Raw genomic sequence first — 23746 nt, forward strand, 5'->3', positions numbered from 1 at the left:
CATGCGTCTACCCTGGCCACCAGACACGATTTCACGCATCGCCGTGGGCATCGCGGCCTTGGTGGTGCTGTGCCTGATGGGGCTCGACTATGCGTTCGGGCTGGTGCCGAACCCGGTCCGGGTGGAGATCGACCGGCGCCAGGCGGCGAGCCAGTTGATGGCGGACCAGATCGCGCTGGTGGCGACCCGACTGGGGGCGCAGGATGTGCATCAGATCCTCTACGGCTCGCGCCGCAACGAGCCGAAGCTGCTCGGCATGGCCTTGCGCTCGTCGGCCGGCGAGGTGGTGTCGGTGACGGGCATCGCTCCCCCGCGCGTGACCGGGGGGGATTTCCACAGCACGTCCACCCACGTGCGCGTGCCGGTGATGCTGCAAGGCCAGCCCTGGGGCGCCCTGGAGCTGAACTGGTCACCGATCGCGGCGGAGTCGTTTCCGGGTCTGCTGCTGACGCCGCAGGCGCTGTGGCCGATGATGAGCTTCCTGGGGCTGATGGTGTTGCTGCGGCTCTACCTGGGCAAGGTGCTGTGCCAGCTTGATCCGAGCACGGTGGTTCCCGATCGTGTGATCAGTGCCTACAACGCCATGTCGGATTCGATCGTGATACTCGATGCGATCGGACGAGTCGTTCTGGTCAACGATGCCTGCCGCACCCTGATCGGGCAGCGCAGTGTCGTTCTCGGACAGCGTCTGGAGGAGCAGTCGTGGTTGCGTGAAGCTGCGCAGTTCGACGGAAGCCGCGGTTATCCGTGGGCACTGACTCTGGAGGATGCGATTACATCCGGCCGTTCACCGATGAAGCTGTTTTTGGGCAATGAGGTACGGGTCACGCTAGTGACCTGCATTCCGATCATCGGTTTCTCGAAAAAAACACTTGGGTGTTTGGTGGTCATCACAGACCAGACCCACATCGAGCGCAACAACGAAAGCCTGCGCCTGACGACCAGCCAGCTCCAGTCCGCCAACGACGAGATCAAGAAAAAGAACGCCGAGCTGTTCCGCCTGGCCACCCGCGACCCCATGACCAACTGCCTCAACCGACGGGCTTTCTTCGAAGCCGGCGGTGCCCAGAAGGACCAGTGCAACCTCGCGGGACAGCCGGTGGCGGTCATCATGTGCGACATCGACCACTTCAAGTCGTTCAATGACCGCTATGGCCATGCCATCGGCGACGAGGTGATCAAGGCCGTCGCCGGCATCTACAACGGTGCGGCGGACGCGGTCGGACTGGCTTGCCGTTACGGCGGGGAAGAGTTCTGCGTGATGTTGCCTGGCTACGACGAAGTGCAGGCGGGGGTGTTCGCCGAGATGCTGCGCAAGCAGGTCCAGGACACCGCTGGCGATGGCATCGACTACGAGCCTCGGCTCAGCATCACGTCCAGTTTCGGGGTGGCCGTGACCCGCTCGCCAAGGCTGCCGCTGGAGCAGCTCATCGACCAGGCCGACCAGGCGCTCTACCAGTCCAAGCGGGCGGGGCGCAACCGCTGCACCTTGTTCGACCCTACGCCAGCGGATGCCGCCATCGCCATCGCCGACGCGACGGCATGACGACGTGACCTGCTGTCAGAGTGGTAGCGGGTCGGTGTCGTCGAAGCGCAGGACTTCGAAGCTGACGGTCGGAGCGTTGATGATGTTGGGGCTGACGCCCAGGCAGATCACGCCGCGGCCATGCAGCGTGCAGGCCCCGCGGCGCAGCGTGACCACCTCGGACTGGCGGCCGAAACGCACATAGGTGCCGTTGGAGCTGAGGTCGGTGAGCTGGAAGTTGCCGCTGTGCCACTCGATGCGGGCGTGCATGCGCGAGACGCGGCTGTCGTCCAGACAATACGCCGCCTCATGGCTGCGGCCCAGGATGGCGGGCAGGTTGCGCACCGTGTGGATGCGCGACACCCCTTCGCTGACCAGGCGGATGCCTTCTGGCACGGTCGTGGGCGCCGCATCACCGAACATCGTGGACAGCGGGTCCGGTCCGGAGCGCCGCGCCTCGAAGCGCCAGACCTCCACGGGCTCGACCCGGCCGCGCAGGTGCAACCGCTCCAGCCGGCGGAAGCGCTCGCGGACATCCGGTGGCAGCACGCCCAGGGTCTGCGAGGTCACCAGGGTCTCGTTGTCGCCGGCATGGTCGAGCAGACGGGCCGACACGTTCACGGCATCGCCGAAGCAGTCCCCCGCGACCTCGATCACTTCCCCATGGGCCATCGCGATCTGTACCCGCATGACCGGGCTGCGCGAAGGGCGTGCCGCGCCCATGACCCGCTCCAGCGAATCGTGCACTTCCTCGGCCGCGCGGACCGCACCGACGGGGTGCGGGAACACCGCCATCAGCCCGTCGCCCAGGGTCTTGATGACCCGTCCGCCCTGGCCTTCCATGATGCGGGCGACCACCGCCACGCTGTGCGTGACGACGGACGCGGCTTCAGCATTACCCAAGCTTTCGTAAAGGGACGTGCTGCCGCGCAGATCGGCAAAAAGAACGGTGCAAGTGACAGTCTGCGGCATGCGCGCAGTTTACCTTGTCGTTTCGTGAAGCAGTGCGCAGCCAGAGATCGCAGAAGTGAAATGGCCCCACAGATGCGGGGCCACGTTCAAGAGGGGATTCAATCCCCCTTTGTCAAGCTGGATTCTGCGCGATTCTTACAGATTGTCGAGGTAGGTCCGCAGCTTGTCCGAGCGGCTCGGGTGCTTGAGCTTGCGGATCGCCTTGGCCTCGATCTGGCGGATGCGCTCGCGGGTCACGTCGAACTGCTTGCCGACTTCTTCCAGCGTGTGGTCGGTGGACATCTCGATGCCGAAGCGCATGCGCAGCACCTTGGCCTCGCGCGGCGTCAGGCTGTCGAGGATGTCGCGCACGACATCGCGCAGACCCGACTGCATCGCGGCCTCGATCGGCGCGGTGTTGTTGGTGTCCTCGATGAAGTCGCCCAGGTGGCTGTCGTCGTCGTCCCCGATCGGCGTTTCCATGGAGATCGGTTCTTTCGCGATCTTCATGATCTTGCGGATCTTGTCCTCGGGCATCTCCATCTTCTCGGCCAGCGACGGGGCGTCCGGCTCGAAGCCGAATTCCTGCAGGTGCTGGCGCGAGATCCGGTTCATCTTGTTGATCGTCTCGATCATGTGAACCGGGATGCGGATGGTGCGGGCCTGGTCGGCGATCGAGCGGGTGATGGCTTGGCGGATCCACCACGTGGCGTAGGTCGAGAACTTGTAGCCGCGCCGGTATTCGAACTTGTCCACCGCCTTCATCAGGCCGATGTTGCCTTCCTGGATCAGGTCGAGGAACTGCAGGCCGCGGTTGGTGTACTTCTTGGCGATCGAGATCACCAGGCGCAGGTTGGCCTCGATCATCTCGCGCTTGGCTTCACGCGAGTTGGCCTCGCCCTCGTTCATGCGCTTGTTGATCGCCTTCAGATCGTCGATCGGCACGACGGCCTTGGTCTGCAGGTCGATCAGTTTCTGCTGCAGCTCCTGGATCGGAGGCAGGTTGCGGCCCATGACGGCGCTGTAGGGCTTGCCGGCGGCGATCTCGCCCTCGGCCCAGGCCAGGTTCAGGATGTTCGGCGGGAAGACCTTGATGAACTGCTCCTGCGGCATGCCGCAGCGGTCGACCACGATCTTGCGCAGCTCGCGCTCGTAGCGGCGTACGTCGTCCACCTGCGAGCGCAGCAGGTCGCACAGCTTCTCGATCGTCTTGACCGTGAAGCGGATCGTCATCAGCTGGTTGCTGATGGCCGTCTGGGCGGCGTTGTAGGGGGCCGACTTGTAGCCGTGGCTGGCGTAGGCCGCGCGCATCTTGACGAACTCGGCGCGCATCGAGTCGAAGCGCGATAGGGCCTGGTTCTTCAGCTCTTCGAGCTTCTTGGTCAGCGCCTTGGAGGTGCCGCCTTCTTCCTCGTCCTCGTCGAACTCGTCGAAGTCTTCTTCGGCGACGTAGTCATCGGCTTCTTCGGAAGAGACGAAACCGTCGACCACTTCCGAGATCTGCGACTCGCCGGCGCGGATCTTGTCCGCCATGGCGAGGATTTCCTCGATCGTGGCGGGCGAGGCCGAGATGGCCAGCATCATGGCCTGCAGGCCGCCTTCGATGCGCTTGGCGATCTCGATCTCGCCTTCGCGCGTCAGCAGCTCGACCGTGCCCATCTCGCGCATGTACATGCGCACTGGGTCGGTGGTGCGGCCGAACTCGGAGTCCACCGTGGACAGCGCGGCCTCGGCGGCTTCCTCGGCCTCTTCTTCGGTCGAGGTGGTCGTGCCACCGCCGGCGATCAGCAGCGTGGCGGCGTCAGGCGCCTGCTCGTAGACCGCGATGCCCATGTCGTTGAGCATCGAGATGATGGCTTCCAGGATCTCGTTCTCGACCAGCTTCTCGGGCAAGTGGTCGTTGATTTCCTGGTGCGTGAGGTAGCCACGCGTCTTGCCCATCTTGATGAGGGTCTTCAGCTCCTGACGGCGCTTGGCGACTTCCTCTTCGGTGAGCGTGGTCTCGTCCAGACCGAACTCGCGCATCAGCGCGCGCTCCTTGGCCCGGCTGACCTTCATGCGCAGCGGCTTGGCCTTGGGCTTGTCGGCTTCGACCTCGACTTCCCCTTCGGTCGTCACCTCGGTTTCGGCGTCCACTTCGGCTTCGACGTCGATTTCGGCGTCCAGATCGGCAAAGTCCTCGTCAGCGTCCAGCGTGGGCTTCTCGGCCTTCTTCTCGATCTTCTTCTCGGCCTTTTCTGTCTTTTCTGCCGTGACCGCTGTCTCGGTGTCGGCCGCAGGTGCCTTGGCCTTGCGACCGCGCTTGACCACAACGGGCACGGCGCCTTCTGCTGGTGCCACCGGCACCGCGGCGACCGCCTCGGTGGCGGCCGGGACTTCGGCCTTGACCGCCTTCACGGCCTTCACGACACGCACGGTCTTGCCTGCGACAGGGGCGACCGGTGCGGCAGTGGTGCTGGTTTCAGGGGATTGCTCAGGGGCGCTCTTTTTCGCGGGCATGCGATTCCTCGGCTGGGGTGCTCGGATACGGTGGGGCTTTGAGCCTGGATCACAAGGTTCGGGCGGCGCACGGCAGGCGCTCGCGGACGAACCGTTCCTCAGGCGGGCAAGCTGGCGTGAACATCCCTGAAGGTGCAGCGCTGGCGGGGGAGGTGGCCTGAAATGACCCGTGTCGCGGGTGGCCGGGGCCGGCAGGCGCTGCTGTCACTCTTGCCGCATCGAAACCAACCTTAGATTATACGCGGCTGTTCGTCAGACGGGCTTTGAGTTCGGAGCGAAGGGCGGACAGGGCGTACCCGCGCTGCCTGGCCTCTTCGGACAGATCGCCTGATTCGTACAGGAGATTGGATTCATCCATGACCTGCTCCAGCCGCAGCCGGTCCAGCAGCCTTGGCAGTTCGCTGGTGAGCGGGGAATCTCCGCCGAGTTCCTGGAGACGGCGAATGCGCCCGATCAGCGGGCCGAGGCCGGCCTCGTCGGCGTCGGTCGCGATGTCCAGCAGGATCGTGGCCATGGGCAGCGGACCCTGGTCGTTCAGCAGTCGCTCCAGTGCGGAGAAGTACAGCCCGTGCGGTGCTGGCTGGCGCACCAGCAGATCGTGTGTTTCCCCAGGCTGGTCCAGCCAGAGCTGGGCATCGTGTGTCAGGAGCCAGGCGGCTTGATCGAGCAGTGAAACGGTGCGTGGCGGTGGTCGCCTTGGCGACGCCATGGCCACGCTGCCACCACGGCGCGCCCAGGGCGGGGGCGCGTTGCCATCACGGCGCTTTCCCCCGCGCCCACCGAAATCCTTGCCCCGCCGGCTGCGCCAGTCCTTGGCGTGTTCGGGCGTGCCGTCGTCCATCGGGTCGTAGCCGAGGTCGTTCGGATCGGCTTCCGGCGGCGCCTCGTCGGGCGGCGGCGCGTGGTCCCAGTCCGGCTCGTCGTGGTGGCGCGGGTGGACGGGCTGCGGGCGTTCCGCGTGGTCGGGCTCGGTGCGTCGGCGATCGCCTCGGCGTGCGCCCGCAGCCGCCCAGTGGTGCAGCAGCACGTCAGCCGTCAAGCCGCCGTCGCGTGCCAGCTCCGCCAACAACTGCGCCTTCAGCAAGCCTTCCGGCAGCAGTTCGTACAGCGGCCGCGCCTGCGCCAGCATGCGCGCGCGGCCCTCGGGCGTTGCCATGTCGCAGCCGTCCCCGGCCACCGCCAGCAACTGCCGCGACAGCGTGAACGCCTCGTGGATGCAGGCCTCGAACGCCTCCGGCCCGCGCTCTCGGATGAAGGAATCCGGGTCGTGCTCGGCCGGCAGGAACAGGAAGCGGAAGCTGCGCGTGTCGCTCGCATGCGGCAGCACGGCCTCCAGCGCCCGCGCCGCCGCCCGCCGCCCGGCCGCGTCGCCATCGAAGCTGAAGACGATCTGCTCGGAAAACCGCAGCAGCTTGGTGATGTGGTCGCCGGTGCAGGCCGTCCCCAGCGTGGCCACCGCGTTGCCGAAGCCGAGCTGTGCCAGCGCCACGACATCCATGTAGCCCTCGGTGACGAGGATGTAGCCCTTCTGGCGGATCGCGGCGCGGGCTTCGAACAGGCCGTACAGCTCGCGGCCCTTGCTGAACACCGGCGTCTCGGGCGAGTTCAGGTACTTCGGCTCGCCCTGGTCCAGCACCCGTCCGCCGAAGCCGATCACCTCCCCCTTGGGGTTGCGGATCGGGAACATGATCCGGTCGCGGAAGCGGTCGTAGCGGCGCTGCTCGGCCGCGTCGTCGCCCTGCAGGATCACGAGGCCGGACTCGACCAGCAGCGGGTCGTCGTACTTGCCAAACGCGCTCGACAGCCCGTGCCAGCCGCCCGGTGCATAGCCGAGGGCGAAATGCCTGGCGATCTCGCCCGTCAGGCCGCGGCCCTTCAGGTAGGCCACCGCCCGCTGGCTGTCCTTGAGCTGGGCGCGGTAGTGGTCACTGGCTTTCAACAGAACGTCGCCGAGCGTGATCTGGTGTTCGCGGACCTTGGCGGCGCGGGCGCGCTCCTCCGGGCTGTTGTCGTCGTCGGGCACGGTCATGCCCACGTCCTGCGCCAGGTCCTTCACCGCCTCGACGAAGCCCAGCCCGCTGTGCTCCATCAGGAAGCCGACCGCGTTGCCGTGGACGCCGCAGCCGAAGCAGTGGTAGGTCTGGCGCGACGGGCTGACGATGAAGCTCGGCGACTTCTCGCCGTGGAAGGGGCACAGGCCCTTGTAGTTGATGCCGGCTTTCTTGAGCTGCACGGCGCGGCCCACCACGTCGACGATGTCGGCGCGGGCGAGCAGGTCCTGGATGAAGCCTTGGGGGATCATGCGCGGGAGTGCAGCGGGATCGTGCGAGCGGAAAAACCGACGACATTGCGCGCAGCCCGGCTGAACTCGATGCCGACCAGGTGCACCGGCTCGCCCCGGCTGAGGTACTTGTCGGCGTAGCCCGTGGCCTCGATCTGGCGCAGCGCCTCGCCGGTGGCGTTCAGGCCGTCGATGACCTTGAACTCGAAGACGAAGACCTGCCCGTGGAACAGCAAGGCCATGTCGATGCGGCCATGGTTGGTCGAGTCCTCTAGCCGGAGGTCCAGGCCGAGGGCGGCGAAGTGGCTGTAGAAGACGCTGGCGTAATGGCCCTCGAAGCGGGCGAGCGGGTTGTTGCGGTACCAGTCGTGCGGGATGCTGGCGAACAGGGTGTGCAGGACACCTTCGAGCGCGGGCAGGTCGCCGCGCTTGAGCAGATCGATGAGACGCATCTGCGATGGCACCACCACCTCGGCCGGCACCCCGAGGGCCGGCAGCAACGCCTCGTTGAGACTGGTCTCGACCTCGCGGTTCGGATAACCCAGCCGGTACAGCCATTTGCCGGGCACCGGCTCGCTGACCCCGTGGATGGTCAGGTAGCCGGTCTGGAACAGCAGCGCCTCGGGCGAGATCTGGCCGACATCGAAGCTCGACAGCAGGGACTCGCTGCTGTGCAGGCGGCTGAGGTCCGGGGTGAAGAGCTGGCGCTCGGCCAGCAGCGCGACGAGGAAGGTCGGCGTGCCGGTCTGGAACCAGTAGGGCTGGAATTCGCGCTTCTTGAACAGCAGCAGCAAGTCGAAGGGGTTGTAGACGCTGGTGCCGCGCCAGTTGTAGCCGTTGTACCAGCGGCGGATCTGTTCGCGGTCCAGTCCCGGCAACTCGGGCGCGAACACGGTGTCCACGTCCTCGTCGGTGTAGCCGCACAAGGCGCTCCACGCGGGATCGACGGTGATGTCCTGCAAGTGGTTCAAGCCCGAGAACAGGCTGACCTTGCTGAACTTGGACACGCCTGTGAGGAAGACGAACTTCAAGTCGGCGTCGGCGCTCTTGAGGACTGAATAGAAGCTGCGCAGGCCGTCGCGCATGGCGGTGGCGACCTCGCGGTCAGCGAGGTTGTCGAGGATGGGCTTGTCGTACTCGTCGATGAGCACGACGGTGCGCTGGCCGGCGAGTCGGGTGGCTTCGCTGATCAGCTCGGCGAAGCGACCGCTGATCGATTGAGCGTGGAAGGTGATGCCCAGGCGACGTGCGTGGGCATCGAGCAGTTCGTGCAGGCGCTGGTCGAGTTCGGCGCGGCTGTGGACCTCGCCCTGGCCGAAGTCGATGCGGATGACGGGGTGGCGCTGCGACCAGTTCCAGCGCGCCTCGGCGGCCAAGCCGGCGAAGAGCGCCCGGTTGGCCTCGAAGAGTTCCTTGAGGGTATCGACGAACACGCTCTTGCCGAAGCGGCGTGGGCGGCTGAGGAAGAAGGCTTTGCCGGAGGCGACGAGGTCACAGGCCATGCCCGTCTTGTCCACGTAGTAGTAGCCGTCCTCGCGCAGCTCGCGCAGGGTCTGGAGGCCGATGGGCAGCTTGCGGCGGGGCAGAAAGGCGGTGTCCATGGGGTCAGTGTAGGCGTGGTGGGCGTGTTGCGACGCAGTCCATGAGATGTTCCTGATGTGGTCCGCTGGGCGCTGGATTCGCGAAATCCTTGTGACCTTGCGAGGGAGGGTGTTGACAAGCTGTCCGGCATCAATGGCGGGTCGGCCGAAATCGAGGAGACACTGCGACCCATGACGCTTTCGACATTCGTTGCTCCCGACGGCCTGCACGACGCCTATGTCCTGACGGTCTTCGCCGTCGTCGGGGGTGGGGTCATGTCACCCGAAGATGCGGCCAAGTCCATTCATCTCCCGACCATCCTGCTGCTGTTCTCCTTCATGGTGATCTCGGCGCAGATGCGGCTCGGCGGTTTCTACAGCGCGATCACCCGGCGCATCGTGGCGCTGCAGGTCGGGCCGGCGGCGCTGATGGGCGTGGTCATCGCGGTGGCGGCGGCGCTGTCGGCGGTGTTCTCGAACGACATCGTGTGCCTGGCGGTGGCGCCGGTGCTGGCCGAGGCGTGCCTGCGGCGGCGGCTGGACCCGGTGCCGTTCCTGCTCGGGCTGGCCTGCGCGAGCAATATCGGCTCGGCGGCCACGCTGATCGGCAATCCGCAGAACATGCTGATCGGCGAGGTGCTGCGGCTGCCGTTTGCGGCGTACACGGCCGAGGCGATCGGGCCGGTCGGCGCGGGGCTGGTGGCGCTGTGGGCGCTGCTGGCGTGGCAGATGCGCCGCACGCCGCCGGTGGCCGAGCCGGACCCGGCGCAGCTCGCCGCGATCGCAGCCGAGGTGCCGCCGTTCGACCGCTGGCAGACCGCCAAGGGTCTGCTGGTCGCGCTGGCGCTGGTGGGGATGTTCCTGTTCACCGACTGGCCGCGCGACGTGGCGGCGCTGGTCGGGGCCGGGGTGCTGCTGCTGAGCCAGCGGTTTCACTCGTCGAAGGTCATGGGCCTGATCGACTGGGAGCTGCTGATCCTGTTCATGGGGCTGTTCGTCGTCAACCATGCGCTCGAACTCACCGGCCTGACGCCCCGCCTCGTCGCCTGGCTCACCGCGCAGGGCATCGATCTCGCGCAGCCGGTGACGCTGTTCTTCACGACCCTGGGGTTGAGCAACCTGGTGTCGAACGTGCCGGCGGTGATGGTGCTGATGCCGCTGGCGAATACTGGCTCAGGCGACCACGTCGGCGTGACGCTGGCGCTGGTCAGCACGATGGCGGGCAACCTGCTGATCGTCGGCTCGATCGCCAACCTCATCGTGGTGGACGCAGCGCGGCGCTGCGGCATCGTGATCGACTGGCGGCGGCATGCGCGCACGGGGGCGCCGGTGGCGGTGGTGACGCTGGGGATCGTGGCGGGGTGGCTGGCCGTCCGACACGGCTGAAGTGATGCTGTTGGACATAGACTCTGCTCACGGAGCCCCCAAGACATGCTGAACGCCGATGAGATTCAAGTGCTGCTGACCGACCTCGAATCCGACCGGGTCGAGCGCACCACATCCACCAGCAACACCGACAAGTTCGCCGAAGCCATCTGCGCCTTCGCCAACGACTACCCGAACCACCGCCAGCCGGGTTACCTGCTGATCGGCGTGCGGGACGACGGCGCGCTCGATGGCCTGCAGGTGACGGATCTGCTGCTGCGCAACCTCGCCGGCATCCGCGCGGACGGCAATGTCCTGCCGCCGCCCGCGATGAGCGTCGCCAAGTTCAGCCTGCCCGGTGGTGATGTGGCCGTGGTCGAGGTGATGCCGTCCAGCGTCCCGCCGGTGCGCTACAAGGGCAAGGTCCACATCCGGGTGGGGCCGCGCAAGGCGGTGGCCAACGAGCAGGAAGAGCGCGTCCTGTCCGAGCGCCGTTCCGCCTTGGTCAGCACCTTCGACATCCACCCGGTGCGTGAGGCCGTGGCCGACGACCTCAGCCAGCGCCTGTTCGACGACTACCGCGCCAGCACCGTCAACCCCGATGTCATCGCAGCCAACCACCGCAGCACCGAAGAGAAATACGCCTCGCTGCGCTGTTTTGACCTGATCGCCCGCTGTCCGACCGTCGCGGGCATCCTGCTGTTCGGCAAGAACCCGCGTTACTTCCTGCCCGGGGCCTACGTCCAGTTCATCCGGTTTCCGGGCACGGCGATGACCGAGCGGCCGATCGACCAGAAGGAGATCGACGGCGACCTGCGCACCGTCGTCGAAGCCCTGCGCGGACGCATCGACGCGCACAACGCCGTGGCGCTCGGGGAGGGCGCGGGCTTCCGCGACCGTCCTCGGTCGGCCTATCCGGAGTGGGCGCTGCGGGAGCTGCTGCTGAACGCGGTGATGCACCGGGACTACGCCTCCACCAGCCCGATCCGGTTCTACTGGTTCAGCGACCGCATCGAGGTCCAGAATCCCGGCGGTCTGTACGGCACCGTCACCCGCGACACGCTGACCCGCCGCAACGCCTACCGCAACCCTGTGCTCGCCGAGGCACTCAAGGCCATGGATTACGTCAACAAGTTCGGCTATGGGCTGCAGCGTGCCGAGCAACTGATGCAGGACGGGGGCCATCCGCCGCTGGAGTTCGAGATCGACGACCGGGTGTTCGCCGTGACGGTGAGGGGGCACCTGCCATGACCGCCCCCTCCACGACGGCGACGATGAAATCCATTGCGTTCTTCAACAACAAGGGCGGTGTTGGCAAGACTTCGCTGGTCTATCACCTGGCGTGGATGTATGCCGACCATGGCCTGAAGGTGCTGGTGGCCGATCTGGACCCGCAGGCCAACCTGACCTCGATGTTCCTGGACGAAGACCGGCTGGTGTCACTGTGGAGCGACGACGGTGAGCCGCGTACCATCCGCGACTGTCTGCGCCCCCTGATGTCCCGCCAGGGCGACATCCTGGCGCCTGTCGTCGAGCGACTGCAGCCGACACTGGGCTTGATTCCGGGGCATCTGGGCTTGTCCCGGTTCGAGGATCTGCTGTCCGAGAACTGGCCCAAATGTCTGGATGGTCAGGAAGCCGCCTTTCGGGTCATGACGGCGTTTCATCGGATCATCCTGTCGGGCGCACGCCAGATGGACGCCGATCTGGTGCTGATCGACGTCGGGCCCAACCTTGGTGCCATCAATCGCGCGGCATTGATCGCCGCTGAGCAGGTGGTCCTGCCTCTGGCGCCAGACCTGTTTTCCTTGCAGGGGATGCGCAACCTTGGTCCGACGCTACGCGAATGGCGCAAGGGTTGGCACAAGCGCGCCGACGAGTTGCCGCAGGGCGCTGCCATCGAGATGCCGTCCGGTGCCATGCAACCCGCGGGCTATGTCGTGATGCAGCACAGCGTGCGCGAGAGCCGGCCGGTGAAGGCGTATCAGGCATGGGTGGATCGTGTGCCAGTGGTCTACCGAGAGTCGGTGCTGGGCGAGGCTGTCACCCGTACGGGTGACAGGGAAGGATTGGATGCATCAGGCTTGCCCATTCCCGATCCTGCGAATGACCCTTACATGCTGGCGCTGCTGCGCCACTACCGCAGCCTGATGCCGATGGCGATGGACGCGCACAAGCCGATGTTCTTCCTCAAGCCGGCCGACGGTGCGATCGGTTCTCACATCGATGCCGTGCGCGCCTGTTACCAGGATTTCGAGGCGTTGGCGAGAAAGATCGCGGCCAATGCCGGCGTGATGATGCGCTGACAACGAATGCTCATTCACCCAGCACGATGCCTTCGCGTCGCGGATCCGCGCCACCCCGCCAGACCTCCCGCCCCGCGTCGCGCCCGCGGCTGATCGCCTGCAGCCCGCTCGTCATCTCCACCTCCCGCACCTCGTGTCCGCGCCCCTTCAGCGCCTCGACCACCACCGCTGGAAACCGCCCCTGCTCCAGCAGCACCGGCCCGCCGGTCGTCCCGAAGTTCGGCAGGTCGATCGCCCGCTGCGGCGTCAGACCCCACTGCAGCACACCGTGCAGCGTCTTCGCCGTGTAGTGGATGATGAGCGCACCGCCCGGGCTGCCGCCGGTCATCGCCAGCGCGCCCTGGTCGTCGAACACCAGTGTCGGTGACATCGACGAGCGCGGCCGCTTGCCCGGCTCGACGCGGTTGGCGATGGGGCGGCCGGCGGCGTCGGCGGGCAGGAAGCTGAAGTCGGTCAGCTCGTTGTTCAGCAGAAAGCCTCGCACCATCTGGCGCGCACCGAAGGCGTCCTCGATGGTCGTGGTCATCGAGACGGCGTGGCCGGCGGCATCGACGATGCTGATGTGGCTGGTGCCGTATTCGGTCTGTTCGGGCATGGGCGCGAGGCTGGTGCGCACGCCGCCGGGCGTGCCGGCCGGGGCGCTCGGCCTGCGGGTCGGGCCGATCAGTGCGGCGCGGGCCTGCAGGTAGGCGGGGTCGAGCAGGGTGCGCCAGTCGCCGCCCGGCGCGGCCACGAAGTCGGGATCGGCGACGTACTGCGCCCGGTCGGCAAACGCCAGCCGCGACGCTTCGGCGTAGGTGTGCAGCCACGCGGCCGACGGCAGCCCCGTCTCCGTCAGCGGCCACCGCCCCGCCTCGGTCGCCCCGAGCATCCCGAGGATCTGGCCGACCGCGATCGCGCCGGAACTTGGCGGCGGGAAGCCGCACAGCCGCCATGTCCGCCCGCCGGCCGCGTGGTCGTGGCACAGCGGCGTGCGTTCCTTCGGCTGGTAGCCCGCCAGGTCCGGCAGGCTCAGGCGACCGGGGTGGACCGGGTGCTGGCGGACCTTGGCGACGATCGCCTCGGCGATGTCCCCTTCGTGCAGCGCGCGGGCGCCGTCGCGGGCGAGGCGGCGCAGCGTGTCGGCCAGCGCCGGGTTCTTCAGCACATGCCCGACTGGCCAGGGGGAACCGTCCGGCTGGTAGAAATAGGCGGCGGCGGTCGGGTCTTTCTGCAGGTGGACCTCGGCCTTCAGCAGCGTGTGCAGGCGCGCGCTGACGGGGAAGCCGTCCTGCGCCAGCCGGATCGCCGGCTCGAACAGGGCCGACCACGGCAGCCGGCCGTGCCGGGCGTGCGCCATCTCCAGCATCCGCACGGTGCCCGGCACGCCAACCGAGCGCCCGCCGACCACCGCGTCGTGGAACGCCGCCGGGGGCTTGCCGTCGGGATCAAGGAACAGCCGCCCATCCGCTGCGGCCGGTGCCGTCTCGCGGCCGTCGTAGGCGCGCACGCGCTGGCCGTCCCAGTGCATCAGGAAGGCACCGCCTCCGAGGCCGCTGGACTGCGGCTCGACCAGCGTCAGCACCATCTGCACGGCAATGGCCGCGTCGAGGGCACTGCCGCCGGCGTCGAGCATCTGCTGGCCGGCCTCGGTCGCCAGCGGATTGGCGGCGGCGACCGCGTGGCGGGAGAAGGTCCAGCCCGGTTTGGCCTTCAGGCCAGAGCCGGCTTCCGGGGCCTGTGGCTCGGCTGGCGGCGGGGTGGACTGGCAGGCCGCGAGCAAGGCTGCGGCGACGACGGACAGCAGGCGGGCAGGGTGTTCCATGCCCGCCATCGTGGCACGGATTCAGCGCGGCGCCAGCCGGATTGCGCCGTCCAGGCGGATGACTTCGCCGTTGAGCATCTCGTTGGTGACGATCTGGTGGACCAGCTTGGCGTAGTCGGCGGGTGTACCCAGCCGGCTCGGGAACGGGACGCCCGCGGCCAGCGCGTCCTGCACCTCCTGCGGCATGCCGAACAGCATCGGCGTGCCGAAGATGCCCGGCGCGATGGTCATGCAGCGGATGCCGTTCTTCGACAGGTCGCGCGCGATCGGCAGCGTCATGCCGACCACGCCGCCCTTGCTCGCGGCGTAGGCCGCCTGGCCGATCTGGCCGTCAAAGGCGGCGACGCTGGCGGTGTTGATGAGCACGCCGCGCTCGCCGGTGGGCTCGGGCTCGTTCTTGCACATGGCCTCGGCGGCCAGGCGGATCATGTTGAAGGTGCCGACCAGGTTGACCGAGATGACCTTGCTGAACAGGCCGAGCGGGTGGGCGCCGTCGCGGCCGACGGTGCGGCTGGCCGGGGCGATGCCGGCGCAGCTCACCAGACCCACCAGCTTGCCCATCGACACCGCCTGTGCCACCACGGCGCGGCCGTCGTCCTCGTTCGAGACGTCGCACTTGACGTAGGCGCCGCCCAGTTCTGCAGCGACCGCCGTGCCGCGTTCTTCCTGCAGGTCGGCGATGACGACCTTGGCGCCCTCGCGCGCCAGCATGCGCGCCGCGCCTTCTCCCAGCCCGGAGGCGGCGCCGGTGACGATGAAAACCTTGCCTGCGATGTCCATGGGTGTCTCCTGATGCAGTCGATTCGAAAAATCGAGGAATGATGATTGACGTTGACGTAAACGTCAACTTTGCCGCGGGCCATGTCCCGTACCCATCAAAAAAAAGCCAGTCAGCGCTCGGCTGACTGGCTTTTCCCATGAAGGGGCTTTGTTGGGCTGTGGCCCTGAAACGGCACCCTGAAGGTGCCGGATCCGGATCAGCGTGCCGACAGCGGCGGCACGTCGCGGCGGGCGGCGCCGACGAAGAGCTGGCGCGGACGGCCGATCTTGTACTCCGGGTCGCCGATCATCTCGTTGAGCTGCGCGATCCAGCCGACGGTGCGGGCCAGCGCGAAGATCGCGGTGAACAGCGGCACCGGGATGCCGATGGCGCGCTGCACGATGCCTGAGTAGAAGTCGACGTTCGGGTAGAGCTTGCGGGCGACGAAGTAGTCGTCTTCCAGCGCGATCTTCTCGAGTTCCATCGCCAGCTTGAACAGCGGGTCGTTCTGCAGACCGAGTTCGCCCAGCACTTCGTGGCAGGTCTCGCGCATCAGCTTGGCGCGCGGGTCGTAGTTCTTGTAGACACGGTGACCGAAGCCCATCAGCTTGACGCCGGAGTTCTTGTCCTTCACCTGGTTCATGAACTCGCCGACCTTGGCCACGCCGCCCATCTTCTGGATGTCGCCGAGCATGTTCAGGCAGGCCTCGTTGGCACCACCATGCGACGGACCCCACAGGCAGGCGACACCGGCCGCGATGGCGGCGAACGGGTTGGTGCCCGACGAGCCGCACAGGCGCACCGTGGAGGTCGAAGCGTTCTGCTCGTGGTCCGCGTGCAGGATGAAGATGCGGTCGAGCGCGCGCTCGATGACCGGGTTCACCTTGTAGTCCTCGCACGGCGTGGCGAACATCATGCGCATGAAGTTGCCGGCGTACGACAGATTGTTCTGCGGGTACATGTAGGGCTGGCCCACGGTGTACTTGTACGCCATCGCCACCAGCGTCGGCATCTTGGCGATCAGGCGGATCGCGGCGATGTCACGGTGCTGCGGATTGTTGATGTCCGTGCTGTCGTGGTAGAAGGCCGACAGGGCGCCGACCAGGCCGGTCAGGATGGCCATCGGATGCGCGTCCCGGCGGAAACCGCGCAGGAAGAACTGCATCTGCTCGTTGACCATCGTGTGGTTGGTCACACGGCCATGGAAATCGCTGCGCTGGGCGGCGTCCGGCAGATCTCCGTACAGCAGCAGGTGGCAGGTGTCGAGGAAGTCGCAGTTGACGGCGAGCTGCTCGATCGGGTAGCCGCGGTACAGCAGCTCACCCTTGTCACCGTCGATGTAGGTGATGGTCGAGTTGCACGAAGCGGTCGACAGGAAGCCGGGGTCGTAGGTGAACTTGCCGGTCTGCGCATACAGCTTGCGGATGTCGATGACATCCGGGCCGATCGTGCCCTTGTAGATCGGCAGGTCCATCGCGGCGCTGCCATCGGAGAACGATAGGGTGGCCTTCACGTCGGAGGGGGTCATCATGGCTGTTTCCTCGGTAGGTCAATAGGGTCTGTATCGGGTCTGACTCGCAGCGATCCCGACCGCTCTCACGGACGTTGTCGCAGCATTTCCAGCACTGCCTTGACGTCTGGCTGGGCCAGATCGCCTTCGGGCTCGCGTCGGCACAACAGCAGATCCAGCAGATCGTTATCGGCAAGATCCATCAAAGCTTCCAGTCCGCGGGCCTGTCGGACAGTCAGGCTGGATTCGTAACGCCCGAAGAACCGTTCAATGAACAGATCGTTTTCCAGCAGGCCGCGCCGGCAGCGCCAGTGCAGTTTGCTGAGGGCTCGCTCATCGAGCAAAGTGTCCATTGCGCAACTTTCAGTGGTCTGACCGTGGTGCACCGGCATGGCGCACCAGGGGGTCAGACAGCCCGGCGAATCATCAATTCCTTGATCTTGCCGATGGCCTTGGTCGGGTTCAGGCCCTTCGGACACACATCCACACAGTTCATGATCGTGTGGCAGCGGAACAGGCGGTACGGGTCTTCCAGGTTGTCCAGGCGGGCGCTGGTGTCCTGGTCGCGGCTGTCGGCGATGAAGCGGTAGGCCTGCAGCAGACCGGCCGGGCCGACGAACTTGTCCGGGTTCCACCAGAAGCTCGGGCAGCTCGTCGAGCAGCTCGCGCACAGGATGCACTCGTACAGGCCGTTCAGCTCGTCACGTTCCTCGGGCGACTGCAGACGCTCCTTGTCGGGCGGCGGGTTGTCGTTGACGAGGTAGGGCTTGATCGAGTTGTACTGCTTGAAGAACTGCGTCATGTCCACGATCAGGTCGCGGATGACCGGCAGCCCCGGCAGCGGCTTCAGGACGACGACGCCCGGCAGGTCACGCATGTTGGTGAGGCATGCCAGACCGTTCTTGCCGTTGATGTTCATCGCGTCCGAGCCGCACACGCCTTCGCGGCACGAACGGCGGAAGCTCAGCGAGGGATCGACCGCCTTGAGCTTGTTCAGGGCGTCCAGCAGCATGCGCTCGTTGCCGTCGAGTTCGACGTCGATCGACTGCATGTAGGGCTTGGCGTCCTTGTCGGGGTCGTAGCGGTAGATCTGGAATGTGCGCTTGGCCATGGTGTGTTCTCTTGTCGGCTGACTTCGCTGGGCGTCTTAGAAGGTGCGGACCTTGGGCGGAACCGAATCCACCGTCAGCGGCTTGAGGTTGACGGGCTTGTACGTCAGGGAGTTGGTGGCGCTGTCCCAGAGGGTGTGCTTCATCCATTCCTTGTCGTTGCGGCCCAGCGGGAACTGCGCGTCATCGGCGCTGCGCTCGTAGTCCTTGACCGTGTGCGCGCCACGGCATTCGTGGCGGGCTGCAGCCGAGGTCATCGTGGCCTGGGCGGCTTCCATCAGGTTGTCGACCTCCAGCGCTTCGATGCGGGCGGTGTTGAAGACCTTGGACTTGTCCTTCAGCACGATGCTGGCCACACGCTCGCGCAGCGCGTTGATCTTGACGACACCCTCGTCCATGATCTTCTGCGTGCGGAAGACGCTGGCGTGCTGCTGCATCGCGGCGCGCATGTCGTTGGCGACGTCCTGCGCGTATTCGCCGGAGCTGCTGCTGTCCAGGCGGGCCAGGCGGGCCAGCGAGCGGTCGGCGGCGTCCTTCGGCAGATCCTTGTGCGACTTCGGCGCAGCCTTGAACGACTCGATGATGTGGTTGCCGGCGGCCTTGCCGAACACCAGCAGGTCGAGCAGCGAGTTGGTGCCCAGGCGGTTGGCGCCGTGCACCGACACGCAGGAGCACTCGCCCACGGCGTACAGGCCGTTGACGATCGTGTTGACATTGTTCTTCGTCGTCACGACCTGACCGGTGATGCCGGTCGGGATGCCGCCCATCTGGTAGTGGATGGTCGGCACCACGGGGATCGGCTCCTTCGTGATGTCGACGTTGGCGAAGTTGTGGCCGATCTCGAACACCGACGGCAGACGCTTCAGGATGGTGTCACCACCCAGGTGGGTCATGTCGAGGTTGATGTAGTCCTTGTTCGGACCACAGCCGCGACCTTCCTTGATCTCCTGGTCCATGCAACGCGACACGAAGTCGCGCGGGGCCAGATCCTTCAGCGTCGGGGCATAGCGTTCCATGAAACGCTCGCCATTGACGTTGCGCAGGATCGCGCCTTCGCCGCGGCAGCCTTCGGTCAGCAGCACGCCCGCGCCGGACACGCCGGTCGGGTGGAACTGCCAGAACTCCATGTCCTGCAGCGGAATGCCGGCGCGTGCCGCCATGCCCAGACCGTCGCCGGTGTTGATGAAGGCGTTCGTCGAGGCGGCGAAGATGCGGCCGGCACCCCCGGTGGCCAGCAGCACGCTCTTGGCTTCCATGATGTAGACGTCGCCCGTCTCCATCTCCAGCGCGGTCACGCCCACCACATCGCCTTCGGCGTCGCGGATCAGGTCGAGGGCCATCCACTCGACGAAGAACTGGGTGCGCGACTTGACGTTCTGCTGGTAGAGCGTGTGGAGCATCGCGTGACCGGTGCGGTCGGCGGCGGCGCAGGCACGCTGGACGGGCTTCTCGCCATAGTTGGCGGTGTGGCCGCCGAAGGGGCGCTGGTAGATGGTGCCGTCGGCGTTGCGGTCGAACGGCATGCCGAAGTGTTCCAGCTCGTAGACCACCTTCGGTGCCTCGCGGCACATGAACTCGATGGCGTCCTGGTCACCCAGCCAGTCGGAGCCCTTGACGGTGTCGTAGAAGTGGTAGTGCCAGTTGTCTTCCGACATGTTGCCCAAGCTGGCACCGACGCCACCCTGGGCGGCGACGGTGTGCGAGCGGGTCGGGAAGACCTTGGACAGCACGGCCACGTTCAGGCCGGCGCGCGCCAGTTGCAGCGAGGCACGCATGCCCGAGCCGCCGGCGCCGACGATGACCACATCAAACTTGCGACGCGGCAGGGAGCCAGCGTAGCTGGCAGCAGTAGCGATGGACGCCATCAGAGTCTCCAGAGAACTTGCACCGCCCAGCCGGCACAGCCGACGAGCCAGACCAGCGTGAACACCTGCAGCGCGAGCCGCAGCCCGAGCGAGCGGGTCACGTAGTCCATGAAGATGTCGCGCATGCCGACCCAGGCGTGCCACGCCAGCGAGACGATCAGCACGAAGGTCAGCGTCTTCATCCACTGCGACGAGAAGATCGCCGACCAGCGGTCATAGCCCAGCGGGCCGCCGAAGAGCACCTGCGCGAGCAGGGCGATGGTGAACAGCGCCATCAGCACCGCGGTGATGCGCTGCGCGAGCCAGTCGCGCAGGCCGTAGTGCGCACCGGTGACGATGCGCTTTGAACCGTAATTCGTGGACATGGTGGGGGTTGCCTCTTGGGTCTCTTGTCAGGGCTTGTCTGGTCTTTTCAGTCTTGGCCGCTCAGAACAGCCCGAACAGCTTGGCGCCCAGAGCGGCCGTCAGCAGCAGGCTCAGCACGAAGCAGACGATGGCGGACGAGCGGCCTTGTTCCTTGGAGACGCTGTGGGTGGCGTCCATCCACAGGTGGCGCACGCCAGCGGTGAAGTGGTGCAGGTAGGACCAGATCAGGGCCAGCACCACCAGCTTGACGAACCAGCCCGGCAGCACACCCCAGCCCGCCGTGAACACCGAAGTGAAGGTGTCGTAGGAGACTTCCGAGCTGATGCTGGTGTCGAACATCCAGACGATGAACGGCAGCAGCAGGAACATCACGATGCCGCTGGCCCGGTGGAGGATGGACAGCTGGGCCGCGACGGGAAGCCGGTACTGGGTGGCGTCGATCAGGCGCATCGGGCCTGGTCGCTGCTTGAGGGTGTCTGCCATGAGATGCCTTTTGTAATGACGAAGAAACCGACGAATTTTATTGCAATGCAACAGGCCGCACACCCGGGCTGGGGGTCTGGGCCCACTTCTTTTCAACTCAGCTCATTGCGGTAGTGGTGTGTCGAGGTGTTGTAGAAGCCTCGGCGCAACTCCACCGGCTTGTCGCCGTAAGTGAACGACAGACGCTCGACGCTCAGCAGCGGACTGCCGGCATCGACCCCCAGCACAGTGGCAACTTCCGCGTCCGCTGCCATGGCCCTGATCTTCTCCTCGGCCCGGATCATGCGGACCCCGAACTCGGATTCGAACAGGCCGTACAGCGGCCCCTTGTAGTCGCCCATGCGCTGTGCGGTCAGCCCGGTGAAGAGCTGGGCCGGCAGCCAGATATCGTCCAGCACGATGGGGGTGCCGCTCTGCGAGAGCGTGCGGCGGATTTCCACCGCCATCTCGCCAGGTCGCAGCGACAGGGCTTTCGCCACGTCCACTGGCGCCGGGATGCGTCTGCAGTCCAGGAACTGGCGCTGCATCGGCACGGCGTCGGCGCCACCTTCGGGCTGCAGCCTCAGAAACCGATACTGGATTTTCTCTTCGCTGTGGGTGGCCACGAAGGTGCCTTTGCCTTGGCGTCGAACCAGCAGATTCTCGGCTGCCAACTCGTCGATAGCCTTACGCACGGTGCCTTGGCTGACCCGAAAGCGGGCCGCCAGCTCCAGCTCGCTCGGGATCGCTTCGCCCGGCTTCCACTCGCCCGACTGCAGGCCGCGCATGATCAATGTCTTGATCTGCTGGTAGAGCGGGCTGAAGGCAGGCGTGTTTTCTCCGGCCGGTTCGGCTGGCAGGGACTGCGCTGGCGTGGACGCGGAAGGCGGCATGGTCGAGATTGCAGCACAACGGTGTGTCGGCCGGCAACGCTGTTCTACAAGATGTCTTATATAAGACATAAGATGATTGACAGCATTGGGGTCGCTCCCTAGACTGGCCGCCGTTTTCCGAGTTTTCGTCGACCCCACCTCGCTGCACTCTTCCATTTCAGGAGCCTCGCCCATGAGCAAGAAGCCCGTCCGTGTTGCCGTTACCGGCGCTGCTGGTCAGATCGGTTACGCCCTGCTGTTCCGCATTGCCTCGGGCGAAATGCTCGGCAAGGACCAGCCGGTCATCCTGCAACTGCTCGAAGTGCCGATGGAAAAGGCCCAGGAAGCGCTCAAGGGCGTGATCATGGAGCTGGAAGACTGCGCGTTCCCGCTGCTGGCCGGCATCGAAGCCCACAGCGACCCGATGACCGCCTTCAAGGACACCGACTACGCGCTGCTGGTCGGCGCCCGTCCGCGTGGCCCGGGCATGGAGCGTGCCGACCTGCTGGCCGCCAACGCCCAGATCTTCACGGCCCAAGGCAAGGCACTGAACGCCGTCGCTTCCCGTGACGTGCGCGTGCTGGTCGTCGGCAACCCCGCCAACACCAACGCCTACATCGCCATGAAGTCGGCCCCGGACCTGCCGGCCAAGAACTTCACCGCCATGCTGCGCCTGGACCACAACCGCGCCGCTTCGCAGATCGCTGCCAAGACCGGCAAGGCCGTGGCCGACATCCAGAAGCTGGCCGTGTGGGGCAACCACTCGCCCACCATGTACGCCGACTACCGTTTCGCCACCATCGGCGGCGAGTCGGTCAAGGACATGATCAACGACGCCGTCTGGAACAAGGACGTGTTCCTGCCGACCGTCGGCAAGCGCGGTGCCGCGATCATCGCCGCCCGTGGCGTGTCGTCGGCCGCCTCGGCTGCCAACGCCGCGATCGACCACATGCGCGACTGGGCTCTGGGCACCAACGGCGCCTGGGTCACGATGGGTGTGCCGTCGAATGGCGAATACGGCATCCCGGCGGAAACGATGTTCGGCTACCCGGTCACCTGCGAAGGTGGCGAGTACAAGATCGTCGAAGGCCTGCCGATCGATGCGTTCTCGCAAGAGTGCATCAACAAGACGCTGGCCGAGCTGGAAGGCGAAAAGGACGGCGTCAAGCACCTGCTGTGATCCGACGTGTTCTGCTGTGGTCTCCCATTGAGATGACAGCGCGGTCCTGCTGATCCAGCAGGTCCACAATGGAAGGCCGGTCGCCACAAGCGCCGGCCTTTTTTCTTGGCTCCTGCTTGGCTCCTGGTTTTTTCGAGGGCTGATTCCATGCACAAAGACAAAGTCCATCCCCGCGACGCCCTGTTCGACGCCGCCGACGCGCCGGTGCCTGAACTCCCGGTGTGCGACCACTACGCTGGCGTCGAAGTCCGCATGCGCAAGAGCCTGGAGATGCAGGGCGAGCTTGGCCCCGTCTTCGACATCACGCTCGACGGCGAAGATGGTTCCCCGGTGGGCGGCGAGGTCGAACACGCCCACCTGATCGCTGAACTCGTCAATTCGCCGCAGAACCGCTTCGGCCGTGTCGGCGCCCGGGTGCAGACCGTCGATCACCCGGCGTTCGAGCGCATGGTCGATGTCGTCGTGGGCCAGGCGGGTGAGCGGGTTGCCTACCTCATGGTGCCCAAGCCGCGGGGTCTGGCCGATCTGGAGCGTGCGGTCGGGGTCATCGACGAGGCGATCTCCCGCCACGGCGTGTCGCGCCAGATCCCCGTGCATGCGCTGGTCGAGACGCACGGCGCGCTGCGCGAGGTGCAGGTGCTGGCCGCCCACCCGCGCATCGAGTCGCTGTCGTTCGGGTTGATGGACTTCGTGTCCGACCACCGGGGCGCCATTCCCCAGAGTGGCATGAGCGCCAAGGGCCAGTTCGAGCACCCGCTGGTGATGCGCGCCAAGCTGGAGATCGCCGCGGCCTGCCACGGCTGGGGCAAGGTGCCCTCGCATTGTGTGGTGACCGAGTTCAAGCACATGTCAGCATTGCAAGAGGCCGCAACCCGGGCCTGCCGCCAGCTCGGCTACACCCGCATGTGGAGCATCCACCCGGACCAGATCCGCCCCATCGTGGACGCCTTCTCCCCGACCACGGCCGAAGTCGACCAGGCGGCCGAGATCCTCGTGGCTGCGCAGGCTGCAGGCTGGGGGCCGATCCGCCACCGCCACCATGGGCAGGACACGCTGCACGACCGCGCCAGCTACCGCTATTTCTGGCATGTGCTGGAGCGGGCACACCGCACCTCGGTGGCCGGGGCGGAGCAACTGCCGGGTGAAGTCCGCATGGCGTTTTTCTCCGCGCATTGAGACACTGTCTGCTACGCCCGGCAACAGTGGCCGAAGGAAGCTGCGTCAGACTGCACGGCCTTGCGAACCGCGATGGCCGCGGCGCCCCTGGTGTTCCGCGCGTCCCTCGGGTGTGCCCGTATGGTTCGCATCCGT

At 66.3% G+C, this 23746-nt stretch carries 19 protein-coding genes; 6 read left to right on the forward strand and 13 right to left on the reverse strand.

Annotated elements, in window-relative coordinates:
* Position 1 precedes the first annotated feature (1 nt).
* Positions 2-1546 carry a sensor domain-containing diguanylate cyclase gene (locus tag U5O44_RS18255; protein WP_322589825.1) on the forward strand — a complete coding sequence of 515 codons (1545 nt, stop codon included), beginning with the start codon at positions 2-4 and terminating at the stop codon, positions 1544-1546.
* A gap of 15 nt (positions 1547-1561) precedes the next feature.
* On the opposite strand, the gene U5O44_RS18260 is transcribed toward U5O44_RS18255, so the two are convergent.
* The 4 genes from U5O44_RS18260 to U5O44_RS18275 form a co-directional block, all read right to left on the reverse strand.
* Positions 1562-2497, reverse strand: a complete 936-nt coding sequence (locus tag U5O44_RS18260) for an adenylate/guanylate cyclase domain-containing protein (protein ID WP_322589826.1) — start codon at positions 2495-2497, stop codon at positions 1562-1564.
* Between the two features lie 135 nt (positions 2498-2632).
* Positions 2633-4975, reverse strand: a complete 2343-nt coding sequence (rpoD, locus tag U5O44_RS18265) for an RNA polymerase sigma factor RpoD (protein WP_322589827.1) — start codon at positions 4973-4975, stop codon at positions 2633-2635.
* 235 nt (positions 4976-5210) lie between these two features.
* Positions 5211-7277: a DNA primase gene (gene dnaG, locus U5O44_RS18270; protein WP_322589828.1), complete on the reverse strand. Its 2067-nt coding sequence runs from the start codon at positions 7275-7277 to the stop codon at positions 5211-5213.
* A complete protein-coding gene (locus U5O44_RS18275) occupies positions 7274-8857 on the reverse strand; it encodes an ATP-binding protein (protein ID WP_322589829.1) in 1584 nt (527 codons plus the stop codon). The genes dnaG and U5O44_RS18275 overlap by 4 nt, the downstream gene beginning before the upstream one ends.
* A 171-nt stretch (positions 8858-9028) precedes the next feature.
* Between U5O44_RS18275 and U5O44_RS18280 the strand changes: the two genes are divergently transcribed.
* The 3 genes from U5O44_RS18280 to U5O44_RS18290 are packed head-to-tail and all read left to right on the forward strand — an operon-like array spanning position 9029 to position 12507.
* Positions 9029-10222: an anion transporter gene (locus tag U5O44_RS18280; protein WP_322589830.1), complete on the forward strand. Its 1194-nt coding sequence runs from the start codon at positions 9029-9031 to the stop codon at positions 10220-10222.
* A 45-nt stretch (positions 10223-10267) separates the two neighbouring features.
* Complete coding sequence (locus U5O44_RS18285) at positions 10268-11452, forward strand: RNA-binding domain-containing protein (RefSeq protein ID WP_322589831.1); 1185 nt, start codon at positions 10268-10270, stop codon at positions 11450-11452.
* Complete coding sequence (locus tag U5O44_RS18290) at positions 11449-12507, forward strand: ParA family protein (RefSeq protein WP_322589832.1); 1059 nt, start codon at positions 11449-11451, stop codon at positions 12505-12507. The genes U5O44_RS18285 and U5O44_RS18290 overlap by 4 nt, the downstream gene beginning before the upstream one ends.
* Before the next feature lie 10 nt (positions 12508-12517).
* On the opposite strand, the gene U5O44_RS18295 is transcribed toward U5O44_RS18290, so the two are convergent.
* The 9 genes from U5O44_RS18295 to U5O44_RS18335 all read right to left on the reverse strand — a co-directional run bounded on the left by U5O44_RS18295 (position 12518) and on the right by U5O44_RS18335 (position 21276).
* Positions 12518-14320, reverse strand: a complete 1803-nt coding sequence (locus tag U5O44_RS18295; RefSeq protein ID WP_416222196.1) for a gamma-glutamyltransferase family protein — start codon at positions 14318-14320, stop codon at positions 12518-12520.
* A gap of 12 nt (positions 14321-14332) precedes the next feature.
* Entirely contained in the window at positions 14333-15091 is a 759-nt protein-coding gene (locus tag U5O44_RS18300) for a 3-hydroxyacyl-CoA dehydrogenase (protein ID WP_322589834.1), read from the reverse strand.
* 197 nt (positions 15092-15288) lie between these two features.
* Positions 15289-16599: a citrate synthase gene (gltA, locus tag U5O44_RS18305; protein WP_322590529.1), complete on the reverse strand. Its 1311-nt coding sequence runs from the start codon at positions 16597-16599 to the stop codon at positions 15289-15291.
* A gap of 68 nt (positions 16600-16667) precedes the next feature.
* Entirely contained in the window at positions 16668-16934 is a 267-nt protein-coding gene (locus U5O44_RS18310) for an FAD assembly factor SdhE (protein ID WP_322589835.1), read from the reverse strand.
* 53 nt (positions 16935-16987) lie between these two features.
* Complete coding sequence (locus tag U5O44_RS18315) at positions 16988-17692, reverse strand: succinate dehydrogenase iron-sulfur subunit (protein ID WP_322589836.1); 705 nt, start codon at positions 17690-17692, stop codon at positions 16988-16990.
* Positions 17693-17728: 36 nt separating this feature from the next.
* The gene (sdhA, locus tag U5O44_RS18320; protein ID WP_322589837.1) at positions 17729-19555 is read right to left on the reverse strand and encodes a succinate dehydrogenase flavoprotein subunit; all 1827 of its coding nucleotides are present in this window, start codon (positions 19553-19555) and stop codon (positions 17729-17731) included.
* Positions 19555-19920 carry a succinate dehydrogenase, hydrophobic membrane anchor protein gene (gene sdhD / locus U5O44_RS18325; RefSeq protein ID WP_322589838.1) on the reverse strand — a complete coding sequence of 122 codons (366 nt, stop codon included), beginning with the start codon at positions 19918-19920 and terminating at the stop codon, positions 19555-19557. Before sdhD ends, sdhA begins: the two co-directional genes overlap by 1 nt.
* Before the next feature lie 61 nt (positions 19921-19981).
* Complete coding sequence (gene sdhC / locus U5O44_RS18330) at positions 19982-20404, reverse strand: succinate dehydrogenase, cytochrome b556 subunit (RefSeq protein WP_322589839.1); 423 nt, start codon at positions 20402-20404, stop codon at positions 19982-19984.
* A gap of 92 nt (positions 20405-20496) precedes the next feature.
* Positions 20497-21276, reverse strand: a complete 780-nt coding sequence (locus U5O44_RS18335) for a GntR family transcriptional regulator (protein ID WP_322589840.1) — start codon at positions 21274-21276, stop codon at positions 20497-20499.
* Positions 21277-21448: 172 nt separating this feature from the next.
* Here U5O44_RS18335 and U5O44_RS18340 point away from each other — a divergent pair, with 172 nt between their 5' ends.
* Positions 21449-22435: a malate dehydrogenase gene (locus tag U5O44_RS18340; protein WP_322589841.1), complete on the forward strand. Its 987-nt coding sequence runs from the start codon at positions 21449-21451 to the stop codon at positions 22433-22435.
* Positions 22436-22582: 147 nt separating this feature from the next.
* A complete protein-coding gene (locus U5O44_RS18345; RefSeq protein ID WP_322589842.1) occupies positions 22583-23611 on the forward strand; it encodes an HpcH/HpaI aldolase/citrate lyase family protein in 1029 nt (342 codons plus the stop codon).
* Positions 23612-23746 lie beyond the last annotated feature (135 nt).

This window comes from Sphaerotilus sp. (genome assembly GCF_034519685.1).
In the GTDB taxonomy this organism is placed as follows: domain Bacteria; phylum Pseudomonadota; class Gammaproteobacteria; order Burkholderiales; family Burkholderiaceae_C; genus Sphaerotilus.